Raw genomic sequence first — 17,966 nt, 5'->3', positions numbered from 1 at the left:
AAGCCGTTTGTTATGCTGCAACTGAATCTTTCAAAGTGTTCAGTTGTTCATCTATCCAGCTATATTTCTCGCGCAAGATTCGCTCGGTGTCTGCCTTATACCGCACCGGAACTTCTGCCCATGTCATACCGGAATAATTGATTTTATAAGCGTAAATTGAAGCCATCAGACGCCACCTCCATTTTTTATTTCGTCAATTTGTGCTTGAATATCAATGAGTGCACTCATGATTGCTTCATTCGCATCTGCACTTTGGACGCTCGTATCCATCAGACCAGACATAATGGCATCCAGCGCTTCCTGTTGTTGATCTACAGATGTTTCTTCTTGCTTCTCCTCCACCATTCCATATAACCATTCGCCTTCCTCTTCAATCATCCATAATTCGTTTCCCTGTTGTTCAATACGTGCCATCTATAACACCACCTGTGCGATTACTCCATTCCCGCCGCCTGCTCCATTATAAGGAATAACGTTTCCGGAAGGAATCTTTCCATACGAACCACCGATCCCACCTGCTGCGGAAACAATCCCGTTATTTGTTGTGTTTAGTGAAAGCAAAACAATGCAACCTCCACCGCCTCCTCCACCGCCTCCGCTTCGTGAGTCGGTTGTTGAGCTATCATAGCTACCATTTTCCCCATTCACTCCATCGGCCCTGATCGCTCCACCAGAGTTAATGATGATATTCCTCGCTTCGATGATAATGACACCGCCTCCTGCGCCACCCATCCCTCCTCTCGTTCTACCATACGCAGCGCCGCCTCCACCGCCTGCTCCGCCTCCAGCATCCATATTTCCTAGTAACTTAGCGATTAGATTATCTGTTGTGCCAGAAGTAGAAGGACCTTGGGAAACACCGATCCCTCCGAGGACGCCTGTGTTTCCTCCATCCCCTCCTCCTTTTATTCCATAGACATAAGAGCCCCCACCTGCGCCCCCACTGCCACCTATAAATCCGTTTTGTCCGGGGCTTCCGTTCGCACCAGTTCCGCCTGGATCATTCCCATACATTCCACCTGGTGCTCCTAGCCCGCTCACCGTTATCAATCCATTTACGGTCAATGTTCCTTTTACTAGCAAAACCAAAACGCCTGTATTCTTTCCTCTCGTACATGTGAGAGTTTTACCTGCATTTACCGTCAGATTATTATACCGATACAATCCACTCGTTAAAGTCGTGTTTGCAGCTACGGTCAGATCGCCATCTGCCCCATCTCCGAATCGTTTCAAGAAAGGAAATACGATCCCCTGACCTGCCCTGATCTTCGCATGTAAACTTCCATCTGGATCCCCTGTTTCCATCCTGTTCCCTACCATTCGGGTCAGGAACGCATAGACTCCTTCCATCATGCCGAACATTATGCTATCCCCCAATCTGTTGCTACGCCGTTTATGTCATAGACAGGCGTCATCTTCTCGACAATCTTCCATGTTTTATCCGCAGCAGGAAGCCAGCGCCAAATATAATTGACTAATCCATCAGCCCGATACTCTATAATCGTCTTCCCGTTCTCTCCGTAAATCCCATGCTTCAAAAGATAGGTTCCAGGGGTTTTGGCAAACACTTTGACATGCAACGCATTGCCAATGCTCCACCCCCCTGTCACACCGGAACGGGAATAAGCTGGGTAAGAGACATCTTGCGTTGTCTCGCCTACCCATCGAATATGATTGATGGAATCACCCGCCTTTTTCATCACAAGCCAATATTGAGCTCCTGCTGTCAGACCTGAAAGGTCAATTGGCAAACTAATGTATCCAGAGCCAAATATTTTTGCCGGAAACGTAACCGATTTAAGTAAAACTCCTTCGCTACTTCCATTCGGATTAAAACTTGCATCCCTGATCTCGACGGTCATGTCAGCCCCGGCCCCGTACTTCTTCAGATCCAACTCAATGCGCCCGATGCTTGTCTGTCCAGTCAGTACAAACCGGACCGCATAGGACGCAAGGGAAAGATTGTTCTCTACCGCACCGCTGCCAGTCTTGACTGCTGCCTGGTCTCCATCAAAAATAAGCGTAGAGGACTGTGCTGTAAAAATGCTATTCATAAGACGTTCCTCAATAGGATCGCCATTTTTAAATGCGTAAAGTGTCATTCTGCATCCTCCTATCCTGCTGCCAATGTCAACCGACACTCAATCGTCAGTGCCATATTCGACGCTTTTGAAATAGGAGTGACCAGCCGATTAAACAGCGTACCGCTTCCGATCTGATCCGTTCCGGCCAATACGATCCCGAACTCTTTCCAATCGCCATTCGCTTCACTGGAAAGTAGATACGTGCGCAAACGCAGCATATTCGCCTGGCGCGTCTTCGCACTAACTGGCTTTCGGAATACTTCCTCGTGCAGCATTGTGTCTGTGGAAGCCGCTGCTGTTGTCCCTGTCCCCATCGCTAGATGGAAAGGAATGATACTCGGCTTTTCCCCAATAAAAAGAGCGGCCAGGAACGACAGGCCGCTCAATACCACTATATTTTTTTCTTCGATGACCGTGCCGTTTTCATACTCAAACGTCCAATCACCCATAATATTGATCCCTTCGTTCATGCGCCTACCTCCGTAAATCCAATCAAAGCATCCGGGTCCCCGATCCGGTATGGGAGCGTCCGAGGTACTGCCTGTATTTCATCTGTAATGCCGACTGCATCCTGCCCGTAGGAAAACTTGTGAAGTAGTTCCGTTTCCCCAACCTTCTTCTTTTGTTGCGCGCTGACCAAGGCTTTCAGGAAGTCTGCGATACCGAGAAGACGCCCACCGTATTCCACTCGGTATGTCCAAAGCTTACCGCCTATTGTTGGCTCTATCGTTACTTTTTGTACGAGAAAAGTTCCTTCAATGCCTCGATCCGACAGAGAGATCTCCACTAGTTGTCCTGGTTGCCAGCCATTTACTTCCGTTTCAAATGATCCTTTGACTTTGGGATTGGCATTCTCACGCAGGTCCGCATTACCGGCCGCTTCTGCTGCTTCAATCGTTACGAGCGAATCATCCGTGATCACATGCTCATAAACGCCGTCACCACCCTGCACAGCTGTAAGTTTCTGTTGACTCTCTAAATCTTCGACCATCGTGATGACATCAACATCATACTTGTATGTCCAAGATATCGTCGTACCTGCTGGTATGGTTGCGACCTGATTGGATGCCTTCACGTACTTCTCCTGAACATTCACAAGGTATGGGTAATCCTCTTCCTTATCAACATTTTCAATTCCTACTGAAACCGAAATTCCACCCACTGTAAAACTCAATTCATGGGGTTGGTGGGGTAAAATCCATGTTCTGGCCGTACCATCAGATTTAATTTCGTAGGTAAAGAAGTCGGACAGCATCGTGCCACCTCGGACATATACACGATTACGTAGCCCTTGTGTATCTATCGTATACTTCATACTTCTGAATCGCCCACCCGACACCAGTTTTAGGGGCGCTGGCTGTACAAGTTCATCGGCGCTAAAAAAACTGATATTCTGCTGATAGTCCACCATCCAGTGCCAGCCGATATAGTCACAGAGTTCCTTAAAACAATCAGACGGTTGTCGATAGTTGAATACGATACTTTCAATCGTGGGAGCACCGGCTCGAATCCCTTTTACAGTGAAACCCGGACAGTATTTTGACACGATATCGCGAAAAATCGCGTCTGCTGGTTGATCTTCATACGTTTCCACCACAAGCTTTTGATCAACTCGATCTGTATAATCATCACATTCTACCTGCCACAAACGATTCGATCGATCAGGAAGTGTCTTACCGAGCGTAACTTTCACAATGGTGCCGCCAAAAAGGCGACCAAGCGAGTCATCCTCGATGATTGCTTCCTCTCCCTGTGCCGGTTTTTTACCGCGTACTTGGAAGGAGCAGGTATCAATCTGATACGTCAGAACACTCTCAATCTGTAAGGTATCTCGTTCATAGTCACGCCATCGATCTACCCCAGCGATATAAAGATGTCGTGCCATTATATCGTCACCCTCCGCTTCCTCAACTCTCGTAACAAGTCATCTACCTGATCTGCTGCGCTTCCCCGTGGAAGATTAATGTTAATCGTATTGCCGCCGTACTGATTCGTAGTAGAGCGCCCGCCTACACCGCCAATCCCAAATACGAACTCCGATGCATCATCCGGCTGGGCCATAGCCGATACAGCCGCCACCTGATTTACCACTCGACGTAAAGCTGGCATACCATCTTGAATGCCATCGATAAAAGCCCCCATCATGCCAGGTCCCCACTCATCTAATGTACTGAGAGGGCCGACCTTTGCCGGACTATGCGGCATGTAGCTATCTACAATCTGTGTCATGTTGAACATAACATCATGCAAGCGACCGAACTGACTTTGTACAGCACTGATAAAATTGGTCATTAAATTAATGCCCCAGTTGTTCGCTGCATCTACAAGAAAGTCAAAACGCTGTTTAATAGAATCTGTCGTTTCAAACAGAAATTTCTTCATGTCGTTCCATGTTTTCTTCAGATCCGCGTCCATCTTGTTCCACAACGTTTGCAACTGCGTAGTTAATGACTGCCAAAGCGTAACGGTTTTGGTTCGGATACTTTCCTGTTCTTGCGCCATATTCATGCCCGCTTGCTGCCAGGTGAACAGCACGTTTTGCGTCATGTCTTGTGTGTTCTGTACCACGGCTGTTTTCTGCTGGACGCTGGCCTGAATCACACCAGATGCCTGCTGTGCCTGTTGAACAATCGTACTTGCATCTGTTGTGCCACCCATAGCCGGGAATCCCGGCATACCAGCAAATGCGCCTTTCAATCCTGGAAGTGCCTTCGTGATGGATTCTGCTAGGCGTGTGACCATCTCTGCGCCTTTCTTGTCTGCCTCTTCCACCATCTTCTTCAGCTCATCCGTGGTGTTTTTTGTGATTTCCTCATTCTTTGTCTTCCACTCATCCGCATACTGTTGAAGCTGTTGGGCTGCTTGCACACGAAGATTAGCCATCTTGCTGTACATTTCCTGCTTCGTTTCCTGAAGCTGCACCGTAGCTTCATTCTTTGCCAACTGATTCTTTTCTCGCCAAAGCGACACATACTGCGTCAGCTCCACATCAGACAGACTGTTCAGTGCCTCAATCTCACCCGCTGCCTTCGGTCCCATATCGCGAAGTTCTTGCAGCAGTCCGTTGTCCAAACCGCGACCTTCCAGCGCAGTCATATTCCCCTGCCAACCTGCAAAGGTATCGACCTGTCCGCGCAGGTTATCAAGTAACTGCTGGCCGGATACATCTTTCATCTGCACCGCATCAAACAGCCCCGTGAAATCCCGCAGCGCTTTGGCCCGGCTTGCCAGCTCATTCTCATACTGATCCGTCAACTTCTGCTCGTCTTCTAGCAGCTTGCGATTGGTATCCTCTACCTTCTTAGCATAGTCTTCTTGCGCTTTGGCCAGATCATCACGGTATTTGTCTGCCAGCTCTCCAACCTTCTCTACGGTGCTTTTGATTTCGTCCTGCTGTTCCCGAAGTTTGGCGTTGGTCTTATCCGATTCTTTCTGCACTTTTTTATTGGCAGCTTCCAACTCGTTTTTCTGTTCGATAATCGCTTTGTTCGTATTGCGTAGCTCTTTTTCCAGCTTGGCCTGCTCGGTTTGGGCCTGAATGTACTCCATATAGGCTTTCCGCGTTTCTTCCGCATCTGCACCTTTTACCTTGCGGGCTGCTTCATATTCCCGATTCAGTTCAGCCACCAGCTTCTGCTGGGCCGCAATACTCTCGCTCGTCTGCCGACGCTTCAATTCCAGTTCAGCCAGATCCCCAGCTTCTGCATCCAGATTGGCGAGTTCGCGTTCATGCTCGGCGTTCAAACGTTCGATATCTTCTTTTGCCCGTGCTGTTGCACTCTGATTGGTCGCCAGCTCCAGGCGCACATCTGAAATCTTCCCGGCCAGCTCACTCAGCGTTTTGGCTTCTTGGGCGTACTTATTGGCGGCTTCTGCCGTTTCCTTCGACAGTACCCCTTTCGTTTTCGTCAGCTTCTCATACGTGCCACGTACCCGGTTCACCAGCTCCTGTTGAATCTTGAACTGCTCATTTAAGTTCTTCAGTTCGAAATCCAGCAGTCCCTTCGGATTCTTCGCGTTGATGATTTCCCCCAGTTCAAATTGTGCTTTCAAGCCGCTGAGTTTGGTTTCCAGTTTATCTGTAGCTTCTTTCATACCTTCAAGCGCTTTTTCACCCAGGGTTTTGGACGCCTTTTTCACGCGGTCTTTCTTGCCTTCAATCCCCTTCGCCAGACCTTCCCCGGTCCATTTTCCAAGCTTTTCTGTCTCTCGCGAAGGAGAATGAATATCCAATGCCGTTTGAATGGTCGTCTTGACCAAATCGGCAAGCTGGCGTGCCTTTTCAATCACGGTATTCGTCATCGATGAGATCCCGTTTACTAATCCTTCGATGATGTTCCGTCCGATTTCAGTCAGATTAATTCCCCGGAAGAAGGTGAGAATACTGTTCCAGATATTGACGATGGTTGTTTTGACTGCATTCATGGCTGTCGAAACCGCCGTTTTCAGTGCGTTGAAGGCATTGACTACGTATGTTTTGATCGCATTTACCACGGAAGAAATGGTGCTTCTAATCCCATTCCATACGGATGAAATGACAGCACGAATTCCATTCATCACCGAAGTGATGACGGTTCGAATCCCATTCCAAGCCGAGGAAATGATCGAACGTATTCCATTCATGACCGCTGCACTGGTGGATTGGATCAGACTCCATCCTCGCGTCACGACTCCCTGCACAGCACTGATAGAGCTAGTAAACACACCCTTGATGGCGGTCCATCCTGTCGTGATGGCCGCTTTAAAGCCTGTCACAAAAACCTTAGCTGCCGATAGTGCCCGACCAAACAGCGTTAGCTGAATCATGTTCCAGAGGAACTGCACCGCTCCCACTGTCGCCTGCTTGACGCCTTCCCAAGCTTTGCCCCAATCGCCTGTAAACACTCCAGCAAAGACTTTGATCAGCCCTTGAATCACGCTCATTGCACCAGAGATGACACCCTTGATATTCTCCCAGACAGACTGAATAATCACCTTGATAACTGCCCATCCAGCTGATACCACAGGAGCCAAGACTGTCATGACCGTAGAGATAACCGTTTTGATTCCATTCCAAACATTTGTAGCCGCCTGCATGATTTGCGTACCATTTTGGGACCAAAACGTTTTCAGTTCGTTCAGCTTCTCCGCAACAAATGTATTTACCGCTGTCATAGCTTGCGTAATGGCTGACTTTATCGTGGTCATGGCACTGGTAACGTAAGGACCGATAATCCCCCACACTTCCATCGCTTTTGCTTTCACGATGTCCCAGTTCTTATACAACAGAACACCCACCGCAACAACAGCAGCAACCCCGGCAATAATTGGAGCAAATGAGATCCCTGCAATCGCTCCTGTAACACTCGCTATCACGCCAGATATCGCACCAAATGCAGAGATAAACGTTCCGATTCCAGCAACAACAAGACCAAATACAGCTACGATTCCCAATACCGCCGCAGAAATAGCCGCGCCTATCGCAATGAATTTCTGTGTGGCTGGTGAAAGATTATTAAACGCATCCATGATTTTCTGTATGTGCTCTGCTACAACGCGAACTGCCGGGGCAAGCGCATCTCCGATACTAATTTGCGCCGTTTCAAATGCTCCCTGTAACTCTTGAAGGGCACCCGCCAAGTTATCTTTCATCTTATCAGCAGCTTCTTTAGATGCTCCGCCAGAATTTTCGAGTGATCGGGTAAGTTCTTGAATCTTAGCAGATCCTGCCTCGATGAGCGCAATCATTCCGGATACAGCTTCTTTTCCAAATAACGTTGCAAGTGCAGCATCACGCTGTGCATTGCCCATCCCTTGTGTTTTTGTTTTTAACTGTTCGATAATGCTTACGAATGGAAGCATATTCCCTTTTGAATCAGTCACTTTTAAATTCAATCCATCCATAACCTTCGATACTTCTTTAGACGGGTCTACCAGATTGAGCAAAGCTCCGCGCAATGTTGTACCTGCCGTTTCTCCTTTAATCCCAGCATTACTCATAATCCCCGCAGATGCTGCTAGTTCTTCAAGCGACATTCCTAGCGTCTTCGCTACTGGTGCGGCATACTTGAATGTGTACTGCATATCTTCGACACCAGCAGCTGTCTTATTGGCCGCCATCGCCAGCACATCTGCCACATGCGTAGATTTAGAGGCTTCCAAACCAAATGCATTAAGAGCCGACGAGACCGTGTCCGCTACGAGTGCCATATCTTCACCAGATGCTTCAGCTGCCGCGATAACACCCGGCATAGCCGCGATGATTTGATTCGTGTTATATCCTTTCGTCGCCATCATTTCCATGCCTTGTGCCACTTCTGTCGCTGATTTCGACGTGCTGGCACCAAGTTCGAGCGCCTTCTGTTTCAACCTTTCCAGATCACTTCCAGAAGCATCTGCAATCGCCCCGACACGCGACATCTCCGCTCCGAAGTCCATCGATTTTTTCACCGCAAGCCCGATGGCTCCGCTAATCGCTGTAGCCGCTATTGCGAACGGCTGGGCAATCTCTGAACCTACACTTTGCATACGCTGACCAACATGCTGTAATTGTTCGCTCATCCGATTGAAAACCGAGGCACTTTTCTTCGCCTCTTCATTCACCTGTTTGAGCTCGTTTTCCATTCGGTTCAATGCAGCTTCTGCTTGGTTTGCCTTGATCTTGTTGTTCTCCAGCTTCTGATTGGCATTTTCGACAGCCTGCACGCTCTGTCGGTACTGTTGCTCAAGCTGTTTGACCTCTTGTTCCAAACGTTGCGTTTCCGCTGCATTGCGCCCGACTGATGCCGTACTCGCTTCATAAGCTGCCTTTGCTTGATCTAGCCTCGTCTTTACTTCCGCTGTAGCCTGGGCATGACGTTCCAGCTTGGCAACCGAATCCTGCACGGCATTCTTATGCGTATCCATCTTTTGTCGCTGCACGTCAATTTGTTGCGACAACATGCTGGCTTTTAGCCGAAGCTGTTCGGTTGTATTCCCGAAGATATCTAATCGAGAGCTCGCCGCTTGAAACTCGCTCTGAACTAGCTTCATTTGTCTGTTCAACTGTGAAATACCGCGTGTAAACTGGTCGCTATCTAATCCAAACCGAACGATAATATCCCCGAAATCTGACATTCCTTCACCCCCTCTCTATATCACCTGATCAATGTAGCCCATCGGTTCTTCTTTCTCTTTCCGCTTATAGAACAGCAGTTCAAAGTAAAAAAGGATGTCCATGTTGTCGATATCGCACATGGTCCATCCCTGATTCATGAGATTAAGATACAATTCTTTAATAAAGTCGGAAGGGGTTATCCCTTCATCGGGGAGTTTGGGTCCACACCTGTACCTGTAACCTTGCTCACTTTCCCGACTACCTGATTAATCGTTTCCAAAACAGTCGGAAGAAGCTTATCCGCTTCAACCCCATCGTAAAATTCGTCTCTACTAAATTTCCCATCAAAAACTCCTACAACATAGTCAATGATTTCATCCAAACTTTCTTCTGTTACGATTCCACTTTTCATTAACTTTTCTATCGCAATAGCACGCCGAAACATACGCCCTGAAATAAATCCTGTCGAGAATGTCTTTGTCTCACCATTTATACGCAATGTGATTTCCATATCAATTCCTCCTTTATGTTAAAAAAGGAGATGCTGATCGCATCCCCATCTACGCCGTTTTTATTTGTCTAGGCAGCTGGCTTTTCGTACACTTCAGTAAACCAGGTCGCCTTGGCTGTAAATCCAGTTTCATCTTCATCGCCAATTGCCTGCCAAGCATTATCAAACTCTCGCTTGATAAACGTCGCCTTGGCTTTTGGTGTCTGGAACTTCGGTTTGTCCTCTCCCGTTTGATATTCCTGCTCAGGAAGTTCGAATTTCCCTTTGTACATCCAGACAAAGCGATAATTCCCGTTACTTTTCTTACTGCGGAACCCAAGCGCTACATACGGCGCTGTATCGTCCGCACTCTTAATGAGCACACCCTTTTCCAACTTGTGCCCAAACAACTTAGCCTGTACAGCCAGCGGTAAATCTTTCACCTCAATTTCGACTTCAATCTCACCCAGCGCTGTTGCCGTCTCAGATGGACCATCATCGGCATACAACGTCTCCGTGTTTGACTTCGGTTTAATTTTGGCGTTAATTGCGCCCGCGATTTTCTCTGGTGTTTCGTATACTGTACCCGTGTTGTCATCCGCTACCAGAAGAGCAAAATACAAATCCTTCAGGCCTATCTGTACTCCTGCCATCTTCATTCCTCCTCATGTACCACTGTTGTTTTATAACGCATTCCTTTGTGGAATATCTCCGTGTCTTCTTCATATAAATCCTGAGCAGAGTAGCGCTGAAAACCTAACTCCTTCATCGTTCGTGCGACCTCTTGCGACACCTCTGAAGAAGGGGTCTTTGCCCAAACATCAATCTGCACGCGAATTTCACTGGATATAGCCGCATCATCTGCATACTGATCGTCCGCATTATTCAATTCAAAAAATGTGATCCGGGGAAATTCATTCGGGCGAGGCGCCTTTAATGGATAAATACGCTTGCCTCCTAAAAGAGAAACAAGCACCTGATTCGACTCAAGTGCTTGTACAATCTTCGGTTTCAAGTTAATCATATGCCAAGCGCTCCTAGGATTACTTCTTTTACTCTTTGCACTGCTTCGCTTTGCTTCTCTGTAACAGCTGGCTCCATAAATGGTTCAGCAGACATTTTGCTGGTTCCCCATTCCTTGAACTTCATGTAGAAATAGTGAGAGTTATCATTTTTCTGAATCCCAATCTCCAACAGTTTTGCACCGTTGATGACTTTAACCGGACCTATTTTGATATTGTCAGCTGCGTGCTTTCCAGTACGCCACGTCTGCGTTTTCCCCTTTGGTTGTCGAGGAGATGGGCTACGTGGAGCTCTCGCTTCGATTTCACTCCGAAGCACTTCGGCCCCCTCTTTAAGCGCTCGGCTTTCTACCGTCTTAGCTTTGTTCCCCAAAGACTGAAGTTTATCCAGTAGTTGCTGCATCCCCTGCACTTCCATCGTCGCCATGACTCGCCACCTCCTTGCACATTAAGTGCAGCTCCCGGTGCCGCTCATCCGGATCAATCATAGATTGAATCTCAAAGATTCGCATCCCGTACAACAAGCGCATGTCCGGCGTTATACCAAGACGATACCGCATCCGAATCCGCACGGTATTCTCGGCATTTACTGCTGCCGCAGCAAAGTATTCTCGTCCGCGCAGGGGTTCGACAGCAGCCCAGACAGTCGCAACGTCTGTCCAAGATTCATCCTCAAATCCCTCTTCATTACGAATGGTTGTCCGACTTTGCAACATCACCCGGTGCCGCAGTCTTCCGATGTTCATCCGTGGCCCGCCCCTTCCGCTGTGGCTTCATCTCTTCTCCAATAAACTCCATATCTTGCAGATCGGAAGCTCTTTCCTCATCTTTCGTTTCGTAAACACTACCAGACTCGTAATAGGCTGCTGTATTCTTATCCACAAAAGCATTCAGTACCGGATACTTTGCCATTTTCCTCACCGCCTTACCTGTAATCTTCCAGCTGAAGAATGATACTTTCGAGCGCAAAGCTGAACTTATCCATTCTCATGCTTGGATCACGATTCTCATAGTGAAGTGCCACGTAGAGCATGACACCGAGCTTGTACAATGCACTCTCTGATTCTGGCACACCTGCATTCGCAAGGTATTCTATCGCCCCCTGTGTAAGAAGCTCCAGAATCATATCATCCTCGCTTCCATCGATACGTAGATATGTTTTCAACTCATCCAATGCCGGACCTGCCATTCAGCATCCCTCCGTTATACAGTCGGTGCTTTTTTCGCAATGCGGAATGCTGATTTTAGCTTGATCTTGTGGTCCACCCATGCAGTTAGTGCAAACAATTCAATACCTGTTTTCACATCTTTGTCGCGGTCATACAGCGCTTGTGGATCATAATTGAAGTGTGAATAGCGCAGATCACCAACGACCGGATTGACTGCTGCATCGCAAAATACAACTGGTTTTCCGAGAACTTGTTCAGGTTGCGCGCTGTAAAGAGCCGTACTGCCGTTCGCCAGTGTCTCGATGATGTCCAGATAATCCGCATAGCGCATAGTGATTTTGGCATTCTCGCGGTAATCTTCGTGCAGGTCAGCTAAAGCAGCTTTGATTGCCTTGTACAGATCAGCACCTGTAACTTCCTTGATACCGTTTTGTACCGAGTAGAAGGACATGTGCTCCTCACCCGCCTTAGGTGTAGTAGCAAACGCCACTTTCTTCTCCTTAGCAGCCAACCCGCTTTGCAAGGCTTGATCTACCGTTTGGACAAGGTTCGTATCTGTTGCAGTCAGGATCGTTTCGGAGATCGGAACAAACACCTTGAATTTGTGACGCCCAAAAGTGACAACATCACCTTCGGCCTTAATCTCTTTTGCTGTTTCTGTATCCGCAATAAAATCATCGTCGTCAAGTGTGAAGTCGATCTTAGGAATTTCAAGATTCGTCACACTTGTGAACGTCGAATGGTCGCGCAACGGGTTCTTAACGAAAGGTTCGTGCAGCAATTCATTCGTCATCGTTGTCGGCAGTATTTTCTCGCCGCCAGTTGTATTGTTATCACCGAGTGCAGCTTTTACGTCGCTCGAAATGTTGCGGCCCCGAACCGTTGCACGGTACAGTTCTGCCTTCGCAGCCGTAATCTTTGCTTTCGGATCGGCAGCCCCTTTGATTGGGTTACGTTGCAAATTTTTCAGTTGCTCGGCTTCCATTTCGTCGTGTTCTCTTTGCAAGATGTCGAACCGAGCTTTCAGATTCACTTCTTTCGTTTCCAAGGCCTTAATTGTTTCAATGTCAGCATCTGGTTTCGATGCTTCTGCGATCTTTTGTTCCTTAGCTGCAGCAAGTGCTTTTCCGAGTGTTACCAGGTCATTTTTGAGATCAAACAGTGTTTTAGGCATTCAATATACCTCCCAGGTATGAGTTTAAATTTTCAAGCTCAGATTTTGTGTTTTGAATGATTTTTTGGCGGTTTTCGTCCGTAAAAGCAGCAGGTTGCGGTGCTGGCTCGGCCATTTCAGCCACTTCCTCCGGGACATTCCGGTATTTAGCAAACAGGTCCTTACTGATAGAAGCCGCAACTTGCTTCGATTCGCCTACCACATCGCATAGACCGTAGTCAAAAGCCTCCTGAGCCGTTAGCCACGTCTCATTGTCCATGAGTGTAGTCAAGTCCTCTTCAGAGAGCGCGTCACCAGCTTTGTCGAGGTATGACTGTCGTAGAGAAGTGTTCACCTTATCCAGCATGTCTGCAGCTTCTCTAAGCGCATTCGAATCACCAGCTGTATACATCCACGCATTATGAATCATCAGCATGGCGTTAGAAGGCATATAAATCGTATCTCCAGCCATCGCAATCACCGAAGCAATAGAAGCAGCCAGTCCATCTACATGCACGTTTACATGAGCTTTATGACGCTTGAGCATGTTGTATATCGCTACACCCTCAAACACATCACCGCCTGGCGAATTGACGTATACGTTCAGTGTCTTGATCTCACCGAGCGAATCCAACTCGCCTTTGAAACTCTTAGCTGAGTGCGCATAATAGCCGCCACCCCATGACGCAATCTCGATGTACAAATAAAGGTCAGCCTCAGTACTCGTTTGGTTTTTAAATTCCCAAAACTTCTTGCTCACTTGCTTTCACCCCCTTCCGTTCACTTGGCGGCGTATCAATTGGATACAAATCACCACTGATATAAAGCTTCTCTCCACCTACTTCCGGTGGTAGCTCCTCCCACGCCCGAATCTCATTCGGCTTAAACACACCCGAACGCACCATCTTGAAGTAGAACTCGCCCCTGGTGGATGTATCCCCACGTAAAAGAGCGCTCAGATTGAACTTGAAATACAGTCCTCTCTGGCGCTCCTGTGGCGTCAATAATTTTCGATTGAATTCCTGCTCGTATTGCCGGACAATCGGCAACAGCGTGTAGGTCACAAACTCAAGACTCATCTGCTCCATGCTGGAGTAGCTGGCTCCATCCGTTTCCCCCAGCATGCTAACTGGCATATTGAACACTGTTGCGACCCGCGTGCGCGTTATTTTTTCAACTTCAAACACCTTTGTATCAATAAAATTTCGTGTGATTGGGTCAATTTCAACGCCTGACTCCTGGATCAGAACACCGCCGTTGTCCTTGTAAAACGACTTGAAGTTTTCCAAAATCTCAGCTTTCTTCTCTTTACCGATATGAGCAGCGTACTTCAAAATAAACGAGGCATGAATGCCACCCTCCATCTGACTAAGACTGAACTCACGGACCTCTCTGTCAAAATCGATAGTGTTGCGCAACACATCAATTGGGCTGATCCCTTTATAACCGTTTTGCGTGGTATGAATGTGTTTAATATGGATCATATCGAGATTGTGGACGTAATAACGGCCTTTTTCGCCATTGATCTCATACCAAAGTTCACCCGTTTCCTGCTCAACAACAGGCTCGACACATGTCGGGTCGAGTATGACCAGGGATGTAACACTGTAGTGTCTACCGTACATCTTCAGTGCATAACCATTACCATGCACGTTCCTGTGTGTCTCAAGTATCCGAATGAAATCAAAGCTCGTCATGTTGTTGTTAGGTGAATTGGAGATCAAATCAGATAGCTCCGTATAAACAGGGCTGAACTCCTTAAAAAATTTGAGTGGAAGAGTCGCCATCGAGTTCGATAGACGCGAAACTGCCGCAAATATCGTTTCGTTGGAAGCGAGCTTGCTATTATTACCGCTTAGAAATATAGACCGACCTCCACGAAACCACTTCGAAAAGTTCTCATCAACCTGAGTTGCCTTGTTTCGGATCACCTTCCAAGCCATCTTGGTTCGCTGCCATAGATTCAAATTGTCATCACCCCCTTAGCAGGTCTTTGATCGATACAAAGTCAACGTTGCCACTCGCAGTTGGAACGGCCAGTTTCTTCATAACCACGGTGTGCGCATTCAAAAAGGCCGCAAAACCGTCAATTTTACGGTAGCGACCTTGTTTGGTAGGCATTTTATTGCGATTACGGTCCTCAACCAACTTCACGTTGTTGATGTACCAACGAAATAGCCGATTATTGTTGAATACTACTTTCCCATCCAAGAACAATTCTTTGGCATTGTCCAATGCCGGACCAAGCGTAAGAAATCCCTGTCGCACCACTTCGCATTCGAATCCATGTGCCTTCAATGACTCGACAAGACCGAACGCTTTCGCCGGATCATACATAATATTTTCGATTGGAAAACGCTCAGATTTTTCTACGAACCAGTCGAAAATGTACTCTTTTTTCACGTATTCTCCCGGAATAATGGTTAAAAGCCCCTCTTTCTCATATACGCGATACGGGATATTCTCATTTTCCTTCTTCACTTTAGCTTCCGGTATCCACGTATGAGATAGCACAAATACTCGCCCATCATCAAGAGGGAATTCAAGGCATGCACTCGTAAAATCTTCACTGTCAGAAAGGTCAAACGAGCCGATGCATCCTTTTCCTTCAAGCAGTTTCTCATCAATCACGCTGTCATTCCGCTTAAGCACTTCAAACGACAGGAATGACTGCTCACTATTGTCTACAAAGAGATTGAATTGCTTCGTCACCCAGTCATTGTACTCTTGCGGCACATGACGATCCGTATTGAAGTCCTGCACCAGTTCCGGGAGGTTGAGCGTAACCCCGACGTTCGGATTAGCTTTAATCCACATGGCCGGATTCTCGATCTCATTTTCATCGTCGAGCTCGGCCATAAAGTAGAATTTGCGCTCTTGTTCCAATGCCCCGTTCAGAACATCCGCAGCAATCTCGTAATACTCTATCAGTGGGCCGTCAAGCTGGTATCCTGCTGTTGTAATGTATACGACCATTGGTTGCTTACGAGCCGACCACGAACGTTTGATGACATTGATCAGTTTAAAATCCTTGAATTCATGGATCTCATCAAAGATGCCAAGATGAGTATTCAGGCCATCCAACTTCTCGCTATCAGATGCACGGGCTTCTATGGAGCTGAAGGTCTTGTCAAAATATATCCCTTTCTGATTCTCGCGCACTCTCTTGCGCAGAGACGGAGATTTCTGGACCATTGCCCGACTCTCATTGAAAAGCTCCCCCGCCTGCTGCTTAGTGTTGGCAAGTACATACACCTTTGCGCCTCTCTCGTTGTCTTTCGATAAGGAGTACAACGACAGACCACTAATCTTTGTTGTCTTCCCGTTCTTCCGACCAATGAAAATAAGCCCCTCACGGAAGCGACGGACTCCAGTATCTTTATGCACCCAGCCATACAACGATCCGATTGTGAAGTGCTGCCACGGTTGCAGGACAAGTTTTTGATAATCACCTTTTGATGGTCGACAGTATTGCTCAATGAATTTGATCGGACGGTGTGCGCGATCCTCATCAAAGATGTACGGAAAGTCTTCTGTGCCTTGTCGCTCCAAATCGTTTAAGTGCCGCTGACAAGCTTGTACAACCTTTTTACCAGCCACGATTTCCCCGTTGATCACACGCTCTGTATACCAAGTTGTAAGCAATTTTGGTGAGAAATCATTGAGAATATGACGCTTTTTAACCTGTTTTTCGTGCCATTTTCTATACCATTTTTCAATCTCTTTCGGACTAGAAGTTATCGAAATCGTCGTCATCGTCGTCCCCAGCCACCCCTACTTTCTTACGTTGAGCTGGTGTGAGTCCAAGTGATTTCAGAAGATTATTGAGTGTTTGAACGGTCTTTGTAACCTCGATTGCCAGCGGATTTTTAACGGTGTTCGTAGCCCCGGATTTGTTAGTATGTTCAAGCATCAACGGGGTTTTCTCCACCTCTTTTTTAAGTCTCCGGTAATATTTGTGTGTCTCGATATAGAGCTGAATTAACTCCTCGTCTGATTCTTGGTAGTTATCACCGAGATACTCCCGAATCTTCTTCGCAGTGGGTACCGCCATATCACAACACTCCCTTCCAGGGCACCCCCCTTAATCTAAAATTTTATGCGTGGTACAAGCGAAGGGCCACGCCGGTCTGTAGCCATATCCCTTTCCAACTTGCAGGGTAGGGGGGCTTACTTACTCTTCGCTATCAAACTCTCGTTTTAAACGATCCATCTCACGCTTATTATCCTCCGACAATTCTTCTATCTGCTTACGCAAGCGATTAGATTTGTTTAACGTAGTGGCATGCTGTACCTCTCGTCCTAATGCGGTAATCTTGGCCTGGTTACGTCTTACCTTCTGATTGGTATAGAAAGCTGTATACTGCCTTTGGCAATGTGGACAGATAAAGTAATTTCGCTCTACTCCATTATCAAGCTTCTTCTGTTCGATAGAAGTTAGCGAAAAGTCTTGCTTGCAATCATCGCAATTAACCATTGTATGTTGTGCTTCCAAAGTCTTCATCACCCTTTGCTATTTTTTATAAATTCTATATTACTTCATGCGACCATCACCACACTTCTTGATTCGCTTGCGATCGTATCACTTTCACCTTACGCCTCTTCTTTGGTTTATCCTTACTCTGTCCCTTCTCTGGATGCAACTTGTTATGACAGGCATTGCATACACTTTCCAGGTTGTCTGGATCAAGCGCACGCTCTGGTGCTTCATCGAAGTGTTCGATGTGGTGTACTGTGTCAGCTGGCTTGAGCTTCATGCCGTGCCTGAAACATGGCTGACACAGGTAGTTGTCGCGCTTTAATACATAGTCCCTGCACTTACGCCAAGCAGCACTATCATAGAATCGCTTAGCTTCCCTGTTTCGTTTGTGCTTGTCATAGTATCGGTCTTGTTCATGGTTACGTGCCATCTACATCATCACCCACCTCCGTTTTAGGGTAAAAGAAAAAGCGTCCAACATGGACGCGGTTAT

Annotated in this window: 22 protein-coding genes; all 22 read right to left on the bottom strand. The window is 47.2% G+C overall.

What is annotated here, in order from left to right; all coding sequences use genetic code 11:
- Positions 1-10: 10 nt before the first annotated feature.
- On the bottom strand, positions 11-166 hold the full coding sequence (locus tag CB4_RS20915) for a hypothetical protein (protein WP_157737893.1): 156 nt from the start codon (positions 164-166) through the stop codon (positions 11-13).
- Entirely contained in the window at positions 166-414 is a 249-nt protein-coding gene (locus CB4_RS08975; protein ID WP_096465136.1) for a hypothetical protein, read from the bottom strand. The genes CB4_RS20915 and CB4_RS08975 overlap by 1 nt, the downstream gene beginning before the upstream one ends.
- Complete coding sequence (locus CB4_RS08970) at positions 415-1,362, bottom strand: hypothetical protein (RefSeq protein ID WP_096465134.1); 948 nt, start codon at positions 1,360-1,362, stop codon at positions 415-417. It abuts the gene before it with no gap.
- Positions 1,362-2,102: a choice-of-anchor R domain-containing protein gene (locus CB4_RS08965; RefSeq protein ID WP_096465132.1), complete on the bottom strand. Its 741-nt coding sequence runs from the start codon at positions 2,100-2,102 to the stop codon at positions 1,362-1,364. Before CB4_RS08965 ends, CB4_RS08970 begins: the two co-directional genes overlap by 1 nt.
- 11 nt (positions 2,103-2,113) lie before the next feature.
- Positions 2,114-2,554, bottom strand: a complete 441-nt coding sequence (locus tag CB4_RS08960) for a hypothetical protein (RefSeq protein WP_096465130.1) — start codon at positions 2,552-2,554, stop codon at positions 2,114-2,116.
- Positions 2,551-3,969 (bottom strand): hypothetical protein, encoded by a 1,419-nt coding sequence (locus tag CB4_RS08955; RefSeq protein ID WP_096465128.1) that lies wholly within the window; start codon positions 3,967-3,969, stop codon positions 2,551-2,553. Before CB4_RS08955 ends, CB4_RS08960 begins: the two co-directional genes overlap by 4 nt.
- The gene (locus CB4_RS08950; RefSeq protein WP_096465126.1) at positions 3,969-9,179 is read right to left on the bottom strand and encodes a phage tail tape measure protein; all 5,211 of its coding nucleotides are present in this window, start codon (positions 9,177-9,179) and stop codon (positions 3,969-3,971) included. The genes CB4_RS08955 and CB4_RS08950 overlap by 1 nt, the downstream gene beginning before the upstream one ends.
- Positions 9,180-9,194: 15 nt before the next feature.
- A complete protein-coding gene (locus CB4_RS21850) occupies positions 9,195-9,317 on the bottom strand; it encodes a hypothetical protein (protein WP_269459521.1) in 123 nt (40 codons plus the stop codon).
- A gap of 38 nt (positions 9,318-9,355) precedes the next feature.
- A complete protein-coding gene (gene gpG, locus CB4_RS08945; RefSeq protein ID WP_096465124.1) occupies positions 9,356-9,670 on the bottom strand; it encodes a phage tail assembly chaperone G in 315 nt (104 codons plus the stop codon).
- Positions 9,671-9,738: 68 nt separating this feature from the next.
- Positions 9,739-10,302, bottom strand: coding sequence for a major tail protein (locus CB4_RS08940; RefSeq protein ID WP_096465122.1), 564 nt, complete (start codon positions 10,300-10,302; stop codon positions 9,739-9,741).
- Between the two features lie 2 nt (positions 10,303-10,304).
- Positions 10,305-10,673: a tail completion protein gp17 gene (gene gp17 / locus CB4_RS08935; RefSeq protein WP_096465120.1), complete on the bottom strand. Its 369-nt coding sequence runs from the start codon at positions 10,671-10,673 to the stop codon at positions 10,305-10,307.
- Positions 10,670-11,098, bottom strand: a complete 429-nt coding sequence (locus CB4_RS08930; RefSeq protein ID WP_096465118.1) for an HK97-gp10 family putative phage morphogenesis protein — start codon at positions 11,096-11,098, stop codon at positions 10,670-10,672. The genes gp17 and CB4_RS08930 overlap by 4 nt, the downstream gene beginning before the upstream one ends.
- Entirely contained in the window at positions 11,055-11,417 is a 363-nt protein-coding gene (locus CB4_RS08925) for a phage head closure protein (RefSeq protein WP_096465116.1), read from the bottom strand. The genes CB4_RS08930 and CB4_RS08925 overlap by 44 nt, the downstream gene beginning before the upstream one ends.
- Positions 11,359-11,583, bottom strand: coding sequence for a hypothetical protein (locus tag CB4_RS08920; protein WP_096465114.1), 225 nt, complete (start codon positions 11,581-11,583; stop codon positions 11,359-11,361). The genes CB4_RS08925 and CB4_RS08920 overlap by 59 nt, the downstream gene beginning before the upstream one ends.
- Before the next feature lie 13 nt (positions 11,584-11,596).
- Positions 11,597-11,860, bottom strand: coding sequence for a head-tail connector protein (locus CB4_RS08915; RefSeq protein ID WP_096465112.1), 264 nt, complete (start codon positions 11,858-11,860; stop codon positions 11,597-11,599).
- 14 nt (positions 11,861-11,874) lie between these two features.
- Complete coding sequence (locus CB4_RS08910) at positions 11,875-13,014, bottom strand: phage major capsid protein (protein ID WP_096465111.1); 1,140 nt, start codon at positions 13,012-13,014, stop codon at positions 11,875-11,877.
- Complete coding sequence (locus CB4_RS08905) at positions 13,007-13,753, bottom strand: head maturation protease, ClpP-related (RefSeq protein ID WP_096465109.1); 747 nt, start codon at positions 13,751-13,753, stop codon at positions 13,007-13,009. Before CB4_RS08905 ends, CB4_RS08910 begins: the two co-directional genes overlap by 8 nt.
- A complete protein-coding gene (locus tag CB4_RS08900; RefSeq protein ID WP_231956200.1) occupies positions 13,728-14,960 on the bottom strand; it encodes a phage portal protein in 1,233 nt (410 codons plus the stop codon). Before CB4_RS08900 ends, CB4_RS08905 begins: the two co-directional genes overlap by 26 nt.
- Before the next feature lie 7 nt (positions 14,961-14,967).
- Entirely contained in the window at positions 14,968-16,749 is a 1,782-nt protein-coding gene (locus CB4_RS08895) for a terminase large subunit (protein ID WP_096465105.1), read from the bottom strand.
- Positions 16,724-17,047, bottom strand: a complete 324-nt coding sequence (locus CB4_RS08890; RefSeq protein WP_096465103.1) for a phage terminase small subunit P27 family — start codon at positions 17,045-17,047, stop codon at positions 16,724-16,726. The genes CB4_RS08895 and CB4_RS08890 overlap by 26 nt, the downstream gene beginning before the upstream one ends.
- 120 nt (positions 17,048-17,167) lie before the next feature.
- Positions 17,168-17,470: a hypothetical protein gene (locus CB4_RS08885; RefSeq protein ID WP_096465101.1), complete on the bottom strand. Its 303-nt coding sequence runs from the start codon at positions 17,468-17,470 to the stop codon at positions 17,168-17,170.
- Positions 17,471-17,543: 73 nt separating this feature from the next.
- On the bottom strand, positions 17,544-17,903 hold the full coding sequence (locus tag CB4_RS08880; RefSeq protein ID WP_096465099.1) for an HNH endonuclease: 360 nt from the start codon (positions 17,901-17,903) through the stop codon (positions 17,544-17,546).
- Positions 17,904-17,966 lie beyond the last annotated feature (63 nt).

The organism is Aneurinibacillus soli, assembly GCF_002355375.1.
In the GTDB taxonomy this organism is placed as follows: domain Bacteria; phylum Bacillota; class Bacilli; order Aneurinibacillales; family Aneurinibacillaceae; genus Aneurinibacillus; species Aneurinibacillus soli.
Note: the sequence above shows the minus strand (reverse complement) of the source record. Positions and strands in the feature narration are given on the sequence as shown.